At 66.0% G+C, this 15208-nt stretch carries 15 protein-coding genes; 9 read left to right on the top strand and 6 right to left on the bottom strand.

Annotated features, from left to right (window positions below):
• The first annotated feature begins 146 nt into the window (after window positions 1–146).
• Both CHB74_RS09370 and CHB74_RS09365 read left to right on the top strand, forming a co-directional pair.
• Entirely contained in the window at window positions 147–1793 is a 1647-nt protein-coding gene (locus tag CHB74_RS09370; protein ID WP_089219374.1) for an ATP-binding protein, read from the top strand.
• A gap of 137 nt (window positions 1794–1930) precedes the next feature.
• A complete protein-coding gene (locus CHB74_RS09365) occupies window positions 1931–2734 on the top strand; it encodes an MJ0042-type zinc finger domain-containing protein (protein ID WP_089219373.1) in 804 nt (267 codons plus the stop codon).
• Between the two features lie 42 nt (window positions 2735–2776).
• Here the strand turns inward: CHB74_RS09365 and CHB74_RS09360 are convergent, their stop codons facing one another.
• On the bottom strand, window positions 2777–3727 hold the full coding sequence (locus CHB74_RS09360; RefSeq protein WP_179220780.1) for a choice-of-anchor A family protein: 951 nt from the start codon (window positions 3725–3727) through the stop codon (window positions 2777–2779).
• Window positions 3728–3842: 115 nt separating this feature from the next.
• Complete coding sequence (locus CHB74_RS09355; protein WP_089219371.1) at window positions 3843–5051, bottom strand: LL-diaminopimelate aminotransferase; 1209 nt, start codon at window positions 5049–5051, stop codon at window positions 3843–3845.
• Between the two features lie 95 nt (window positions 5052–5146).
• Here CHB74_RS09355 and CHB74_RS09350 point away from each other — a divergent pair, with 95 nt between their 5' ends.
• The 3 genes from CHB74_RS09350 (at window position 5147) to clpS (ending at window position 8499) form a co-directional block, all read left to right on the top strand.
• Window positions 5147–6928 (top strand): PHA/PHB synthase family protein, encoded by a 1782-nt coding sequence (locus CHB74_RS09350; RefSeq protein ID WP_089219370.1) that lies wholly within the window; start codon window positions 5147–5149, stop codon window positions 6926–6928.
• Between the two features lie 148 nt (window positions 6929–7076).
• Window positions 7077–7982 carry a phasin family protein gene (locus tag CHB74_RS09345; RefSeq protein WP_089219369.1) on the top strand — a complete coding sequence of 302 codons (906 nt, stop codon included), beginning with the start codon at window positions 7077–7079 and terminating at the stop codon, window positions 7980–7982.
• Between the two features lie 163 nt (window positions 7983–8145).
• Window positions 8146–8499 (top strand): ATP-dependent Clp protease adapter ClpS, encoded by a 354-nt coding sequence (clpS, locus tag CHB74_RS09340; RefSeq protein ID WP_425442261.1) that lies wholly within the window; start codon window positions 8146–8148, stop codon window positions 8497–8499.
• A 53-nt stretch (window positions 8500–8552) separates the two neighbouring features.
• Here the strand turns inward: clpS and feoB are convergent, their stop codons facing one another.
• The 3 genes from feoB to CHB74_RS09325 form a co-directional block, all read right to left on the bottom strand.
• Window positions 8553–10406: a ferrous iron transporter B gene (feoB, locus tag CHB74_RS09335; RefSeq protein ID WP_089219368.1), complete on the bottom strand. Its 1854-nt coding sequence runs from the start codon at window positions 10404–10406 to the stop codon at window positions 8553–8555.
• Window positions 10403–10651, bottom strand: coding sequence for a FeoA family protein (locus tag CHB74_RS09330; protein ID WP_089219367.1), 249 nt, complete (start codon window positions 10649–10651; stop codon window positions 10403–10405). Before CHB74_RS09330 ends, feoB begins: the two co-directional genes overlap by 4 nt.
• A 63-nt stretch (window positions 10652–10714) precedes the next feature.
• Window positions 10715–11377, bottom strand: a complete 663-nt coding sequence (locus tag CHB74_RS09325) for a COQ9 family protein (RefSeq protein WP_089219366.1) — start codon at window positions 11375–11377, stop codon at window positions 10715–10717.
• A gap of 174 nt (window positions 11378–11551) precedes the next feature.
• Here CHB74_RS09325 and CHB74_RS09315 point away from each other — a divergent pair, with 174 nt between their 5' ends.
• The gene (locus tag CHB74_RS09315) at window positions 11552–12082 is read left to right on the top strand and encodes a urate hydroxylase PuuD (RefSeq protein ID WP_089219364.1); all 531 of its coding nucleotides are present in this window, start codon (window positions 11552–11554) and stop codon (window positions 12080–12082) included.
• A gap of 1 nt (window position 12083) precedes the next feature.
• On the opposite strand, the gene CHB74_RS09310 is transcribed toward CHB74_RS09315, so the two are convergent.
• Window positions 12084–13010, bottom strand: coding sequence for a DMT family transporter (locus CHB74_RS09310; protein WP_089219363.1), 927 nt, complete (start codon window positions 13008–13010; stop codon window positions 12084–12086).
• Window positions 13011–13065: 55 nt separating this feature from the next.
• Here CHB74_RS09310 and CHB74_RS09305 point away from each other — a divergent pair, with 55 nt between their 5' ends.
• From CHB74_RS09305 to CHB74_RS09295, 3 genes are all read left to right on the top strand, one after another.
• Window positions 13066–14142 (top strand): alkene reductase, encoded by a 1077-nt coding sequence (locus CHB74_RS09305; RefSeq protein WP_089219362.1) that lies wholly within the window; start codon window positions 13066–13068, stop codon window positions 14140–14142.
• 81 nt (window positions 14143–14223) lie between these two features.
• Complete coding sequence (locus tag CHB74_RS09300; protein ID WP_089219455.1) at window positions 14224–14709, top strand: DUF2721 domain-containing protein; 486 nt, start codon at window positions 14224–14226, stop codon at window positions 14707–14709.
• Window positions 14706–15110: a DUF4345 domain-containing protein gene (locus tag CHB74_RS09295; RefSeq protein ID WP_089219361.1), complete on the top strand. Its 405-nt coding sequence runs from the start codon at window positions 14706–14708 to the stop codon at window positions 15108–15110. The genes CHB74_RS09300 and CHB74_RS09295 overlap by 4 nt, the downstream gene beginning before the upstream one ends.
• Window positions 15111–15208: the final 98 nt, after the last annotated feature.

The raw sequence follows: 15208 nt of genomic DNA, 5'->3' as shown, positions 1-15208 counted from the left end.
CTGCTGACTCGGAAAACTCGGCAAACCAAAAGCTTAGAGCAGTTTGCGAACCGACGCAGTCGGATCGCAAACTGCTCTAGCGGCCGCATTTCCTTAATCTTTGGCGTTCAATCTCCGGGCGTTCGCTACAGGAGCGCGTTGCCCGCATGAATGACATGTCGATGTTCCGGCCGCTGGAAAAGGCCCCCGACGAAACCGCCGTGCAGATCGGCCGGCTGATGGAAATCGCCGGCTCGTCGTCGCAGATCAGCCTCGATGCCCAGATGCTGGCATCGCTGCAGGAAAGCGCCGACCCCAGCATCGCGATGTCCGGTCAGGTGGGCAGCCAGGTGAAGATCCGCGTCGGGCAGCGCTGGCTGATCGCCAATGTCCGCTCGCTGCGGCTGGCGGATGCAGACAGCGACCTTATTCTTGGTCATATCGACTTTCTGGGCGAGGGCGAGGAAGACCGCTTCACCGGGCGCCTGCTCAACTTCCGTCGCGGCGTGACCCGCTATCCGACGCCGGGCAGCCGGGTGCATCCCGTGTCGAGCAACGACATGAAGCAGATGTATGCGGCCGACGAGCGCGCCCATATCGAGATCGGCACCATCTATCCGACCGAGGATATTCGCGGCGCCCTCTATATCGACGCGCTGCTCGGCAAGCATTTCGCGCTGCTCGGATCGACCGGCACCGGCAAATCGACATCGGCGGCGCTGATCCTCCACCGCATCTGCCGTTCGGCACCCGAAGGCCATGTCGTGATGATCGACCCGCACGGCGAATATTCCGCCGCGTTCAAGGGCATCGGCGAGATCTTCGACGTCGGCAACCTCGCCATGCCCTATTGGCTGATGAACTTCGAGGAACATGCCGAGGTGTTCATCACGTCCACCGGCGCCGATCGCCAGATGGATTCCGACATCCTCGCCAAGTGCCTGCTCGCCGCGCGCGCCAAGAATCGCGCGGCCGAAGGCGTGTCGAAGCTGACCGTCGACAGCCCGATCCCCTATCTCTTGTCCGATCTGCTCAACATCCTGCAGACCGAGATGGGCAAGATGGACAAAGCGGGCGGCACCGCCCCCTATCTGCGGGTCAAGACCAAGATCGAGGAGATCAAGGCCGATCCGCGCTATGCCTTCATGTTCTCGGGCATGCTCGTCGCCGATACGATGGCGCAGTTCCTGTCCAAGATTTTCCGTCTGCCGGGCTATGGCAAGCCGATCTCGATCATCGACGTTTCGGGCGTGCCCAACGAGATCACGTCGACCGTGGTGGCGGTGCTGGCGCGCACCGTTTTCGACTATGCGATCTGGTCGCGCGGCGAAGCCCAGCGCCCGATCCTGCTCGTTTGCGAAGAAGCCCATCGCTACATCCCGTCCGATCGGGTGACGACGGGATCGTCGGTGCGCAAGATCCTCGAACGGATCGCCAAGGAAGGCCGTAAATATGGCGTGTCGCTGGGGCTGATCACGCAGCGCCCGTCCGACCTTGCCGAAGGCGTGCTTTCCCAGTGCGGCACGATCATCGCGATGCGCCTCAACAATGATCGCGACCAGGCTTATGTGAAATCGGCCATGCCCGAAGGCGCGCGCGGCTTCCTCGATTCCATCCCGGCGCTGCGCAACCGCGAGGCGATCATCTGCGGCGAGGGCGTCGCCATCCCGATCCGCGTCGCGCTGGACGATCTGGAACCCGAAAAGCGGCCGGCGTCGACCGATCCGATCTTCTCCGAATTGTGGACGCAGGTGGGCGGCGAGGACCAGATTCTCGCCCGCGTCATCAAGCGTTGGCGCAGTCAGGGCAAATAAGCCCGCGCAGAAAATGGCCTTCGCGCCAAATCATCCACAACCGCGTTGCTTCGCCGCCGGCTAAATGCTTGCCAGCGGCGTCGCGCGCGTGTCTAGTCGGACGCGGTTCCTAACCATAAGGCAAGCGCCCCGAAACGATGATCCTGATCTGCCCCGCCTGCAAGACCCGCTATCTGGTTCCAGACTCGGCGATCGGCCCGGAAGGGCGGCAGGTGCGGTGCGCATCCTGCCGACACAGCTGGTTCGAAGAGGCGCCGGTGATGGACCTCGCCGAAGTGGCGGCGGTGGTCACCGATCCCGCCCCGATCGCCGCTGAACCGGAACCGGCGGCTGCAGCCCCCACGGAAACCGAAGCCGCGCCCCCGCCCTTCGCCGATGCCCCGCCCGTACGCGCGCCGGAGGCGGACGCAGCTGCGCCAGAGGCCGGATCTTACGGGCAGGAGCGGGCCGGCAGCGAGAACGAATTCGACGCCTTCGCGCACGAACCGCCCTTCGCCCCGCGCCGCAACCCGGCGAAGCTGTGGACGCTGCTCGCCGTTGTCGCGGCGGTGCTGATGCTGGCCGCCACGGGCGCGCTGATCGCCTTCGGGCCGCCGGACATCGCCCAGCGGCTGGGCATCGCCCGCGCGGCGGATACCGGCGTGCCGCTGATCATCGAATCCACCCGCACGCCCGAACGGCGGCCGATGGCGAGCGGCAATGAGCTGTTTTCGGTGACCGGCCGGATCACCAACCCCACCGATCAGGTGCAATCGGTGCCCGATATCCGCGCCAACCTTCTCGATGCGCAGGATCGCGTGGTCTTTGCCTGGACGATCGCGCGGCCGATCGCCCGCCTGCAGCCGGGCCAGTCGGTCGAGTTCAATGGCGCGGTGCTGGACGTGCCGCAGAACGCCAAGAATCTCGACCTCAGCCTCGACGCGCCGGCAGGAACGCGCTGAGCTTGCGCTTCCGGGTGCGCGCACCCGGAAGCATGGCGCGGTTCAGACGAAAATCGTGCGCTCGGTGAAACGGGCGCGGCGGATCGCGGTGCCGATCAGGCCGAAGCCCGCGATCATCATCGCCCAGCTCGCCGGTTCGGGCACCGGCGCGGTGTTCGACGTGAGCAGGCCGCCGGTATAGCCCTTATTGTGCAGTTCGCCGCTGCCGTAGAAGCTGCCGGCGACGAGCAGGCCATTGAGCTGGCCATTGTTGAAATTGACCGCGGCGCCCGGCGCCAGCACCGAACCGTGGATGCCGATGCCGTTCATGCTGAGCGAACCGGCTTCATAGAAGTTGAGCAGCACATTGCTCGCCGCGACGCCATTCAGGTTGAAGCCCATATTCTGCAGGCTGGCCGCGCCGCCGGTGACGTTGACCAGCACTTGCGAGCCCGTGGGCGCGATGATCGTGAAATTGTTGGCACCGCTCAGCACGCTGGCATCGAGCGTGAAGATGTTGAGGCCGGACTGCGCGCCGGTGAGGGTGACGCCGCCCCATTGAGCGACGGTGCTGCCATTCACGCCCAGCGTGCCGAGTTGATCGGCCAGCGCGTTGATCGACACGCCCTGCGCGGTGAAATCGATCGGCGACGGACCATTGCTGAGCGTGCCGTTGGCGATGTTGAAGCTGGTCAGCGACGAACCACCGGCGACCACGGCATTGCCGTTGAACAGCTGCCCGTTGGTCGCGGCAAGCCCGCCGCCCGCGATCAGCGAATTGGTGCCGTTCGCCGCGCTGCCGAGCGCCGAGCCGACGGCATAGTTGGTGAGGCTGACCGAACCGCCGGCCGCCAGACGGCCTTCGACGTCGCTGTTGAAGCCGGTATAGCTGCCAAGGACGAAGGCGTTGTAGCCGGTAAGATCGACCAGCGCCGCCTGCGCCGCCGTGGCCCCGATCATCGCCGTTGCCGCGCAGGCCACCATCGCCGCGCGCCGAATCACCGTCAACGCCATATCGTCCTCAAGAAAAAATGGCCCCACAAGCGGAACTTGCGGGGCCATAGCAGATTTTGCTGCGCTTGCGAGAATAACTTAACGTTAACGTCATCCCGCAGCGAGACGAAGCGCGTCAGCCGCCGGCCTTGGCCCCCGTGTTGACGCCCATGCTCTGCAGATAACGCTTCACGTTGCGCGCCGCCTGGCGGATGCGCTGTTCATTCTCGACCATCGCGATGCGGACATAGCCTTCGCCTTCCTCGCCATAGCCAACGCCCGCCGCGACGGCGACGCCGGCATGGGTGAGCAGCTGCTTGGAAAATTCGAGGCTGCCGAGATGCGCCAGCGCCGGCGGCAGCGGTGCCCAGGCGAACATCGACGCGCGCGGCGTGGGAATATCCCAGCCGGCACGGGCGAAGCTTTCGACCATCACGTCGCGGCGCCGCTTGTAGAGTTCGCGATTCTTCTCGACGATATCCTGCGGGCCATTGATCGCCGCCACCGCCGCCGCCTGGATCGGCGTGAAGGCGCCATAATCGAGATAGGACTTCACCCGCGTCAGCGCCGCGATCAGCGTCTTGTTGCCGACCGCGAAGCCCATCCGCCAGCCGGCCATCGAATAGGTTTTCGACATGCTGGTGAATTCGACCGCGACATCCTTGGCGCCCGGCACCTGCAGGATCGAGGGCGTCGGGCAGCCATCATAATAAAGTTCGGAATAAGCGAGGTCGGAAAGCACCCAGACATTGTGCTCCTTCGCCCAGGCGACCAGCCGTTCGTAAAAGGCAAGGTCGACCACTTCCGCCGTGGGGTTGGACGGATAGCCGACGACCAGCACCGAAGGCCGGGGCACGGTGAACTTCACCGCGCGGTCCAGCGCCTCCCAATAGCGTTCGTCAGGCGTGGTCGGCACCGAACGGATGGTGGCACCGGCGATGATGAAGCCGAAGGTATGGATCGGATAAGACGGGTTGGGCGCAAGCACCACATCGCCCGGCGCGGTGATCGCCTGGGCGAGGTTGGCGAGCCCTTCCTTCGAGCCGAGCGTTACCACCACTTCCGAATCGGGATCGAGATCGACGCCGAAGCGGCGGCCGTAATAATTGGCCTGTGCCTTGCGCAGGCCCGGAATGCCCTTCGACGCCGAATAGCCGTGCGCGCTGGGGTTGCGCGCGACTTCGCACAGCTTGTCGATCACATGCTGCGGCGGCGGCAGATCGGGGTTGCCCATGCCGAGGTCGATAATGTCCTCGCCGCGCGCTCGCGCTGCTGCCCGCATCGCGTTCACTTCGGCGATCACGTAAGGCGGCAGGCGCTTGATGCGGTAAAATTCCTCGGACATGTCTTCCTCTATTGGCGGCCGGGCGGGGATCGCCCACTATCGCCGTATCGGCCTATAAGCCGGATGAGCCGCGACCAAAAGAAAGGATGCGACGCATGGCGAGCCAAAACACGTCAGGCCCTAACGGCACATCCTGGTTTCCGTCCTTCGGGCTGGAAGACATGCAGCACTGGACCGGCGTGATCGGGCGCGCCCAGCAGATGATGCTGGAGCAGATGAGCGAGGCGATGACGGCCGCGGAAGCGGGCGGACAGGCGGTTGGCGGCATGCCCGCGATGTTCGGCGAGACATTGGGCAAGGCAGGCGCGCCGGGCGATTTCTGGTCGCAGAGCCTTGGTCTCTGGCAACGTTTCCTGACCCCGCAGGCGGCTGGCGAGAAGCCCGGCGAGACGGCCGCCGCGGACAAGGACCGGCGCTTCGCCGCCGCGCAATGGCGCGACAACCCGCTGTTCGACCTGATTCGCCAATCCTATCTGCTGATTTCGGACCAGATGCTGAAGGGGGTCGATTCGCTCGCCGGGCTCGACGCCCGCCAGCGGGAGCAACTGCGCTTCGCCACGCAGACCTTCGTCGACGCGATGAGCCCGTCCAACTTCGCCTTCACCAATCCGCAGGTGATGGAAAAAGCGATCGAGACGCGCGGGGCGAGCCTGCTCAAGGGGCTGGAGCATATGCTCGCCGATCTCGAAAAGGGCCAGCTGACCCACACCGACACGCAGGCGTTCGAGGTCGGCCGCAACATCGCCGCGACCCCCGGCAAGGTGATTCACGAAACGCCGCTGTATCAGCTGATCCAATATACGCCGACGACGGCGACGGTGCTGGACACGCCGCTCATCATCTTCCCGCCGTGGATCAACCGCTTCTACATCCTCGACCTCAACCCCGAGAAGAGCTTCGTCCGCTGGGCGGTGGAACAGGGGCTGACGGTGTTCGTGGTGTCGTGGAAATCCGCCGACGAGAGCCTCGCCGGCACCACGATGGACGATTATGTGCTGAACGGCATGCTCAACGCGATCGACACCGTGCGCGGCGCGCTGAACGTCGAGAGCGTCCACACCATCGGCTATTGCGTGGCCGGCACCAACATGGCCGCGCTGCTGGCCTATCTGGCGGCCACCGGCACCGCCGATAAGGTGAAGAGCGCGACCTTCTTCACCGCGCAGGTGGATTTCAGCCGATCGGGCGAGCTTCAGCTGTTCGTCGACGACCAGCAGCTCGAACTGATCGGCCAGCTTGCCGGCGACAAGGGCTATCTCGACGGGCGCTATATGGCGCTGACCTTCAACCTGCTGCGCGGGCGCGACCTGATCTGGTCCTACGTCGTGAACAATTATCTGCTGGGGCAGGATTATCCGCCGTTCGACCTGCTGTTCTGGAACGGCGACACGACCAACCTGCCGCAGACCTGGCACCGCGCCTATCTTCAGGATCTCTATCGCGACAACAAGCTGGTGCAGCCCGGCGCGCTGGCGGTGGGCGGCGTGCCGATCGACCTGCGTTCGGTGCGCACCCCGGCTTATGTGCAGGCCGGCCGCGAGGATCATATCGCGCCGCCGGACAGCGTGTGGAAGATGACCGAGCATTTCGCCGGCCCGCTGCGCTTCGTGCTCGCCGGATCGGGCCATATCGCCGGCGTCGTCAACCCGCCGTCCGCCGGCAAATATCAATATTGGACCAACGACCGGCAGGCCGCGACGCTCGACGCGTTCATCGGCGGCGCGCAGGAGACCAAAGGCAGCTGGTGGCCCGACTGGATCGAATGGATTCGCGGTCACGGCGCCGGGGAAACCAAGTCCAGCGGCGCCCGCACCCCCGGCAAGGGCCGACTGAAGGCGATCGAGGACGCCCCCGGCCGCTATGTGCGGATGCGCTGAAACGCCGCCGGACGTCGCCCCGACGGGCCAGCGGCACGGCCCGTCGCGGTTCCGCATGACAGTTTTGCTGCACCGCACAATTTGACTTGATTGCAGCGACGCGATTGCTTATTGTGCATCGCAACATTGCAATCGGGACCAATGCGTGATGAGCGATACGACCCCCGTCAAGCGTGAGCGTGCAACCAAGGCCGTGGCGGCGACTGCCCCGGCCGCTACCGGCCCGGCGACGCCGCCGGTCGCGGCGCTGGTTGGCGAAGCGCCGGCGGTGAAGGCGCCCGTCGAACCCGTGGCCGAGACCATCGTCGCCAGCGAAGTGCCCGCGGCACTACCCGCGACTGCCCCGATGGCTGTCGCTGCCCCAGAAACGGCCCCCGCCCCGGTGGCGGCCGCCCCTGCGCGCAAGGCCAAGGCCGCAGCGCGCGTCTCGCCGGCGAAAGCCGTCGAAAAGCCCGCGGTTCCGGCCGCCGCACCCCGCGAGGCCCGCAGTGTTCCGGCACCGAAGGCCCCCAGCAAGCCGGTCCTGAAATCGTTGCCCAACAAGAACAAGGCTATTCCCGCTGCGGCCAAACGGCCGGCGGCGGCGCAGAAAGGATATTTGGATATGCTGAACCCGACCGAGACCACCAAGCAGGCTGCCGAGAAAGTTCAGGCCTTCTTCGTCGACGCGAACGACAAGGCGAAGGCCGCGTTCGAGAAGAGCGCGAAGCTGGGCGAGGAATTCGCCGCGCTGACCAAGGGCAATGTCGAGGCGTTCGTCGAATCGAGCAAGGTGGCCGCCAAGGGTGCCGAGACGCTGGGCCAGGAAGCCGCCGAATATGGCAAGAAGACCTTCGAGCACGCTTCGTCGACCTTCAAGAGCATGACCGGCGTGAAGAGCCCGACCGAGCTGTTCCAGCTGCAGAGCGAATTCGCGAAGTCGTCGTTCGACAATGCCGTCGCCGAAGCGTCGAAGTTCAGCGAAGCCTGGATGAAGCTCGCCGGCGATGTCTTCCAGCCGCTGTCCAACCGCTATGCGGTCGCGGCCGAGAAGTTCAAGTCCGCCGCGTTCTGATCGCCGGACCGGCACAGAGCCACACCAGATCGAACGGCCGTCCCGGAAGCTCCGGGGCGGCCGTTTCGCCATGGGGGCTTATCGGTTCGGATACCATGTCCAACCCTTGCCCTTCGCCGACAGCGTGCCATATTCTCTCATCATGCAGAACAAGAACGACGTGATGGCCGCAGGCGCGCACAACCCGATCCGCGCCATGGCGGGCAAGGATGAGGAGAATGGCACCGGCCTTGGCGTTGCCACCCGCACCCGCACGCGCACCAAGAAGCCCCAGCCCTATAAGGTGCTGATGCTGAACGACGATTACACGCCCATGGAATTCGTGGTGCTGTGCCTGCAGCGCTTCTTCCGGATGAGCCTGGAGGATGCGACCCGCGTGATGCTGCACGTCCACCAGAAGGGCGTCGGCGTCTGCGGCATCTTCAGCTACGAAGTCGCCGAAACCAAGGTGAGCCAGGTGATCGACTTCGCCCGGCAGAACCAGCATCCGCTGCAATGCACGCTGGAAAAGGCCTGATCGCCTGACGATCCGGCGGCCCCGGCCGCTTGCGCCGCAGGGCCGGTTCGCTGTTACGCCCAGCCCAGCGCCATCGCCGACCAATAGGTGATGCCCGCCGCCACATAAGCGAGCACGAACAGATAGCCGAGCGCGAACAGCGGCCAGCGCCAGCTGTTGGTTTCGCGGCGGATGACCGCGATCGTCGACAGGCATTGCGGCGCGAACACGAACCACATCAGGAAGGCGAGCGCAGTGGGCAGCGGCCAGCGCCCGCTCAGCCGTTCGGTCACCGACTGCTCGAGAACCGCCTCGTCATCCGATTCGATCGAATAGACCGTGCCGAGCGCGGCCACCGCCACTTCGCGCGCGGCCATCGCCGGGATGATCGCCAGCGCGATTTCGTGGTTGAAGCCAATGGGGCGCACCACCGGCTCGATCACCGAGGCGACGCGGCCCGCGGCGGAATATTCCACCTGGCTCTGCCCTTCCGGCGCCTGCGGGAAGGTGAGCAGCAGCCACAACAGCATCGATGCCGTAAGGATCAAGGTGCCGGCGCGGCGCAGGAAGAGCCAGGCGCGCTGGACGAGGCCGATCAGGATGTCGCGCGGATCGGGCCATTGATAGCGCGGCAATTCCATCATGAAGGTGCCGGCCGCACCCCTGGTCACCGTGCGGCGGAGCAGGAAGGCGGCGAGCATCGCGCCGACGATGCCCGTGAGGTAGAGGCCGAAGAGCACCAGCCCCTGCAGGCCGATGCCATAGCCCACGTCGCGCGCCGGGATGAACGCGCCGATGATCACCGCATAGACCGGCAGACGCGCCGAACAGGTCATCAAAGGGGCGATCAGGATGGTCGTCAGCCGATCCTTGGGATCGTCGATCGTGCGCGTCGCCATGATGCCGGGAATGGCGCAGGCGAAGGAGGACAGCAAAGGAATGAAGGCACGGCCCGAAAGCCCCACGCCCGCCATCAGCTTGTCCATCAGGAAGGCTGCGCGCACCATATAGCCCGACGCTTCGAGCAGCAGGATGAACAGGAACAGGATCAGGATCTGGGGCAGGAACACCACCACCGATCCCACACCCGCGATCAGCCCGTCGACGATCAGCGAGCGCAGGATGCCCGGCGCCAGCGTATCGGCCACGGCAACCTGCAAGGCACCGAACCCATCCTCGATCCAGCCGATCGGCGCTTCCGACCAGGCGAACACCGCCTGGAACATCACGAACAGCAGGGCGAGCAGGATGGCGAGGCCGGCAACCGGGTGCAGCAGCACGCGATCGATCTTTTCCTCGAGGCTGCGATGCACCTCGGGCTTGGTGGTCGTCACGGCGGCGATCGCGCGCGCGCGGCGCTGCAGGGCCACAAGGTCGGCCGGCGGCGTATCACCACGCGGCGCGGGCGGCGTCGCCCCGATGATGCCGCCAAGCGCCACGCGCAGATCTTCGATGCCACGCCGGCGAACGGCGACCGTCGGCACCACCGGAACGCCCAGTTCGCGCGCAAGCGCCTCGGCATCGACGGTCAGCCCGTCCCGTTCGGCCATGTCGATCATGTTGAGCGCGACCACCGTTGGCAGGCCGAGACCGATCAGTTGCAGCGCGAAGCGGAGATGGTTGTCGAGATTGCCGGCATCGACGACGACGACGATCGCGGCTGGTGGCCTTTCGCCCGTCTGGTGGCCCGTCACGACATCGCGGGTCACCGCTTCGTCGGGGCTGGCGGGATCGAGGCTGTATGTGCCCGGCAGGTCGACCAGTTCGACCGGCCGGCCATCATCGAGCGAGAAGCGGCCGGATTTCCGTTCGACGGTGACGCCCGGATAATTGCCGACCTTCTGCCGCGCGCCGGTGAGCGCGTTGAACAGCGCGCTCTTGCCTGCATTGGGATTGCCGACGAGCGCGACGAGCGGAGCCTGGTTCATGCCGTGGCCTCGACAACGCTGATCGCCAGCGCGACGCGGCGACGCAGCGCGATCGTCATCCGGCCGACACGGCAGGCGATGGGATCGCCCCCGATCGGGCCGGTGTGGAGATTTTCCACCGCGACACCTTCATCGAAACCGAATTCGCGCAACCGCTTGGCTTCGGCAGGGCCGATACCATCCCAATCGATCGCGGAGATCATGGCGCGCCGCCGCAGCGGCAATTCATCGAGACGCAAGGACATCACCTGAAGACAAGCATTATGCGATTGATTATCAATAGTGACATCAAAAGGCCAGCCCGATCGTCAGCGCACGGGGTAGCGCAGCCGGCCGAAGAAGCGCGCCGGGCTGAACATGCGATCGGCATCGGGCTTCAGCCGCGCCTTCAGTTTCTCGAACTGCATCACATTCTCAATCCGCCGCGCCAGGAACGCGCGGGTTTCGGCGAAATCATCGGTCTCGTCGTCCAGGAAGACGAGGAGAGTCGAACCATAGACCGCCGCCAGCGTCGTCCGCTTCGAATAATGCGCGAAATCCGCGGCCGTATCGCCGGCCGCGCGCCACATCGCATCGGCCGCCCGCCAGGCGAGCCGCGCACCGCGTGCCGCGTTCGACGGCTTGGCGAGGATGGTGAGCGCCCGGCGCAGCGCCTCGCGATCACGATCGACGAGTTCGAGCCGCTGTACGACGAGTGCGGTGATGCGTTCGCGAATCTTCATCGCCGCCAGCCGATCGCGGCCCAGCCGATCGACCATCGCCTGATCGACATGCGCGAACCAGGCATCGATCATGTCCACCGCGCCGCCGGGAAAAGCGAGGCCCGCGCGGCCGGGCGGCAGGCCCAGTTCGGCGCCGGCGGCATCGAGCGCGGCCACGCTCCACCCGTCGAACGCCGCGTGGCGGGGCACGATGGGGGCAAGGGCGGCACGCAGTTCATCGAGAGTGAGGTCGGGCGCGGTATCGGTCATCGGGCGACCATAAGCGCCTTGGCGCCATCGGCCAATATCCGTGACAGCCGTAACGACCGCGTATAGGCTCCCGCCCCGCGGGGCGTTGGCCTGCTCCGCAAGATAATAGGGGAGGCCAGATTGACAAAATTCTTCAGCAACTTGTGGGCGGTTATCGCCGTCAGCGTAGCGATCATGGTGGCCATCGCCTTCTGGGCGCACGGCACTTATGGCAACCCGGCCGGATATTATAACGGCTTCTTCCGCTTCCTCCACGTGCTGGCGGGGGTCATGTGGATCGGGCTGCTTTATTATTTCAACTTCGTGCAGATTCCGACGATGCCCAAGGTGCCGGCGGAACTGAAGCCCGGTGTATCAAAATATATCGCGCCCGAGGCATTGTTCTGGTTCCGCTATGGCGCGCTGGTCACGGTGCTGACCGGCCTGATCGTGGCCCATCTGAACGGCTATCTGATCGAGGCGCTGACGCTGGGCGCGGGTTTCCGGCTGATCGGGCTCGGCATGTGGCTGGCGCTGATCATGGCGTTCAACGTCTGGTTCGTGATCTGGCCCAACCAGAAGCGCGCGCTGGGCATCGTTCCCGCCGAAGACGCGGTGAAGGCGAAATCGGCGACGACCGCGATGATCTTTTCGCGGACCAACACGCTGCTTTCGATTCCGATGCTGTATTGCATGGTGACGCAGGGCGCGCTCGGCGGCCTGTGATCTATTGGCCGGGCCGCGCTGATTTGCGGTCCGGCCGCCTTACCAGCACCAGCGCGATGGCGATCGCCGCCGCGCCGATCATGTCCACCGCGCCAAGCCGTTCATCATAGACGGTGACGCCGACGATCGCGGCGACGACCGGCTGGATGAGCAAGCCGATGCCGATCACCAGCGGCGGCAGGTGGCCGATGGCATAGACCATCAGCCCCTGCCCGATGACCTGGCTGCCGATGGCGAGCAGCAGCAGCGGCGTCCACTTGTCCGGCCAGATCACCTCTCCCGTGGCCCAGGCGAAGACCAATAGCGGCAACGTGCCGAACACCGTGGCCGCCGCGATCGTCGGCAGCGGCTGCAACCGCCCACGCGCCATGCCGATCGCCGCCAGATAGAAGGTGTAGAGGATGCCCGCCGCGATGCAGAGCAGATCGCCCACCAGATTCTGCGGCGAAAGCTGGTAGGACCGGCCCATCAGCAGCACCGCGCCGACGGCGGCAAGCCCGAGCGCGAAGGCCTGCACCCGCCCCGGCATCATCCGCGCGACGATGAAGCCGTAGATCGGGAAGGTCAGGCTGGCGATATTGCCGAACAGGGTGGCGTTGGCGAGCGTGGTGTGGAGGATGCCGACATGCCAGGCGCCAAGATCCGCCGCGAAAAATAAGCCGCCGAGCGCCAGCACCGCCCACATCCGGCCCGAGCGCAGCGGCAGGTGCTGGCGCGCCGCGAACGACAGGAGCAGGAGCAGCGGCACGGCGAGCGCAAGGCGCCAGAAACCCGCCGCGACCGGACCGACATCGGACAGCCGGACGAACAGGGGGCCGAAGGCGAGCGCGATATTGGCGCCCACCATCGCCGCGAAGGCGAGCGCGAGGCCGCCCTTGTCGTGGCTTTCAGCGTCGGAAGTTAATATTTCGGAGTCCGAATCGTGCATGGCGCCATCTGGCTGCCTATCTCGGCGCAGTCCAGTTGCAAAAAGGAACTGATCCATGCCCACGCTGTTCGATCCGATCCGGCTGGGGGCCATCGAGGCGCCGAACCGCATCCTGATGGCCCCGCTGACCCGGGCCCGCGCCACCCGCGATCATGTTCCGACCCCGATCATGGCCGAATATTATGCCCAGCGGGCCAGCGCCGGGCTGATCCTTTCGGAAGCCACCGGCATTTCGCAGGAAGGCACCGGCTGGCCCTTCGCCCCCGGGCTGTGGAGCGACGCGCAGGTGGAAGCGTGGAAACCCGTGACCGAAGCGGTGCACAAGGCCGGCGGGCGGATCTTCGCCCAGCTGTGGCATATGGGCCGCGTTGTCCATCCGAGCTTCCTGAACGGCGCCGCGCCGGTTTCGGCATCCGCCACCACCGCGCCGGGCAACGCCCACACCTATGACGGCAAGCAGCCTTATGCCGAGGCCCGCGCGCTGCCGATCGGCGAGATCCCCCGCCTGATCGACGATTATGCGCGCGCCGCGCGCAACGCGCTGGCCGCCGGGTTTGACGGGGTGCAGCTGCACGCGGCGAACGGCTATCTGATCGACCAGTTCCTGCGCGACAATTCCAATCATCGCGACGATGGCTATGGCGGATCGATCGCCAACCGCATCCGCCTGCTGACCGAGGTGACCGAAACGCTGGCGAACATCGCCGGGGCGGACCGCACCGCCGTTCGCCTGTCCCCCAATGGCGAAATCCAGGGGGTGGACGACAGCGATCAGGAAGCGTTGTTCACCGCCGCCGCGCGCGCGCTGGACGGGTTGGGCCTCGCCTTCCTTGAACTGCGCGAGCCCGGACCCGCCGGCACCTTCGGATCGTCCGACCGGCCCGCCGTCGCGCCGCTGATCCGCAAGGCCTTTGCCGGGCCGCTGGTGCTCAATTCGGATTATGTGGGCGATACCGCGCAGGCGCTGCTCGACACCGGCACCGCCGATGCGGTGAGCTTCGGGCGGACCTTCCTCGCCAACCCGGATCTGCCCTATCGGCTGGCCAACGGCCTGCCGTTGCAGAAGGACGACCCGCGCACCTGGTACAGCCAGGGCCGCGAAGGCTATATCGACTATCCGACCGCGGCCTGAGCCGCGCGCGTTCCGGCGCCGTCGCGATCCCGTTCGCGACGGCGCTTGACGGGATTCGCGCCGCGCCGCAATCCTTGCGCGATGCCACCGATCCCCGAGCTTCGTGCTTCCGAAATCGCCCACACCATCCAGTTGGCGATCGCGCCGGTCTTCCTGCTCGCCGGCATTGGCAGCATCCTGAACGTGCTGGCCGGGCGACTGGCCCGCGTCGTGGATCGCGCCCGCCAGCTCGCGCGGGAATTCACCCCCGCCGACCACCCCGACCATGCCGCCCAGGTCCACGAACTGCGCCTGCTCGACAAAAGGATCATGCTGGCGAACTGGGCGATCTTCCTGTGCACGGCAAGCGCCGCTTTGATCTGCGCGGTCGTCGCCGGCCTGTTCATCGCCGATCTGACCAGCCTTGGCTTTGCCCGGTCGATGGCGGTGGGCTTCGTGATCGCCATGCTGCTGCTGATCGCCGGGCTTGGGCTGTTCCTGATCGAAGTCCGCTTCGCGCTCGCCACCATCCGCGTGCGCGAGGAGCTGCTGGAACAACGCACGCAGCGCCGCAGCTGGCGGCGATGACCCCGCTTGCCGAACGCCGCCTGCTGCAGGGCGCGGTGGCGCTCGCCTGCCTGATCCCGCTGGGCATAGGCGCGATCAGCGTCGCCCTTGGCCCTGCAATCATCGCCCGGGGGCTGCCGGACAGTGCCAGCCTCGACAGCCATTTCCGCTATCTTTCGGGGATATTCCTCGCGCTGGGCATCGCCTTTGCGAGCTGCGTGCCGGCGATCGAGGCGCGCGGCGGCCGTTTCCGCCTGCTCGGCGCGATGGTGATTGCCGGCGGCCTCGCCCGGCTGCTTTCGCTGGGCGTCGCCGGCTCGCCGAGCACCGGCCACCAGATCGGGCTCGTCATGGAACTGGGCGTCGTGCCGCTGTTGATGCTGTGGCAGCGCCGGGTCGCGCGGCGATTTGGCCGCGCCTGAGCGGCGTGCGGACATGAAAAAGGACCGCCGGGCGTACCCGGCGATCCCCTAACATGGTCAGCGGCCGGAAGTGCCGGCCCGGGTAATGGCGCGGGTTA

The sequence above is a fragment of the Edaphosphingomonas laterariae genome (assembly GCF_900188165.1).
GTDB lineage: Bacteria > Pseudomonadota > Alphaproteobacteria > Sphingomonadales > Sphingomonadaceae > Sphingomonas_E > Sphingomonas_E laterariae.
The sequence above is the reverse complement of the archived record's forward strand: the minus strand, read 5'-3'. Positions and strand labels throughout refer to the sequence as shown.

Excerpts from the sequence above, each read along its gene's own strand:
- CHB74_RS09315 (WP_089219364.1), top strand. The coding sequence starts at position 11,552 with ATGGTGGCCATCGCCTTCTGGGCGCACGGCACTTATGGCAACCCGGCC.
- CHB74_RS09305 (WP_089219362.1), top strand. The coding sequence starts at position 13,066 with ATGCCCACGCTGTTCGATCCGATCCGGCTGGGGGCCATCGAGGCGCCG.
- CHB74_RS09330 (WP_089219367.1), bottom strand. The coding sequence starts at position 10,651 with ATGTCCTTGCGTCTCGATGAATTGCCGCTGCGGCGGCGCGCCATGATC.
- CHB74_RS09370 (WP_089219374.1), top strand. The coding sequence starts at position 147 with ATGAATGACATGTCGATGTTCCGGCCGCTGGAAAAGGCCCCCGACGAA.
- CHB74_RS09365 (WP_089219373.1), top strand. The coding sequence starts at position 1,931 with ATGATCCTGATCTGCCCCGCCTGCAAGACCCGCTATCTGGTTCCAGAC.
- CHB74_RS09300 (WP_089219455.1), top strand. The coding sequence starts at position 14,224 with ATGCCACCGATCCCCGAGCTTCGTGCTTCCGAAATCGCCCACACCATC.
- CHB74_RS09325 (WP_089219366.1), bottom strand. The coding sequence starts at position 11,377 with ATGACCGATACCGCGCCCGACCTCACTCTCGATGAACTGCGTGCCGCC.
- CHB74_RS09350 (WP_089219370.1), top strand. The coding sequence starts at position 5,147 with ATGGCGAGCCAAAACACGTCAGGCCCTAACGGCACATCCTGGTTTCCG.
- CHB74_RS09355 (WP_089219371.1), bottom strand. The coding sequence starts at position 5,051 with ATGTCCGAGGAATTTTACCGCATCAAGCGCCTGCCGCCTTACGTGATC.
- CHB74_RS09295 (WP_089219361.1), top strand. The coding sequence starts at position 14,706 with ATGACCCCGCTTGCCGAACGCCGCCTGCTGCAGGGCGCGGTGGCGCTC.
- clpS (WP_425442261.1), top strand. The coding sequence starts at position 8,146 with ATGGCCGCAGGCGCGCACAACCCGATCCGCGCCATGGCGGGCAAGGAT.
- CHB74_RS09310 (WP_089219363.1), bottom strand. The coding sequence starts at position 13,010 with ATGCACGATTCGGACTCCGAAATATTAACTTCCGACGCTGAAAGCCAC.
- CHB74_RS09360 (WP_179220780.1), bottom strand. The coding sequence starts at position 3,727 with ATGGCGTTGACGGTGATTCGGCGCGCGGCGATGGTGGCCTGCGCGGCA.
- CHB74_RS09345 (WP_089219369.1), top strand. The coding sequence starts at position 7,077 with ATGAGCGATACGACCCCCGTCAAGCGTGAGCGTGCAACCAAGGCCGTG.
- feoB (WP_089219368.1), bottom strand. The coding sequence starts at position 10,406 with ATGAACCAGGCTCCGCTCGTCGCGCTCGTCGGCAATCCCAATGCAGGC.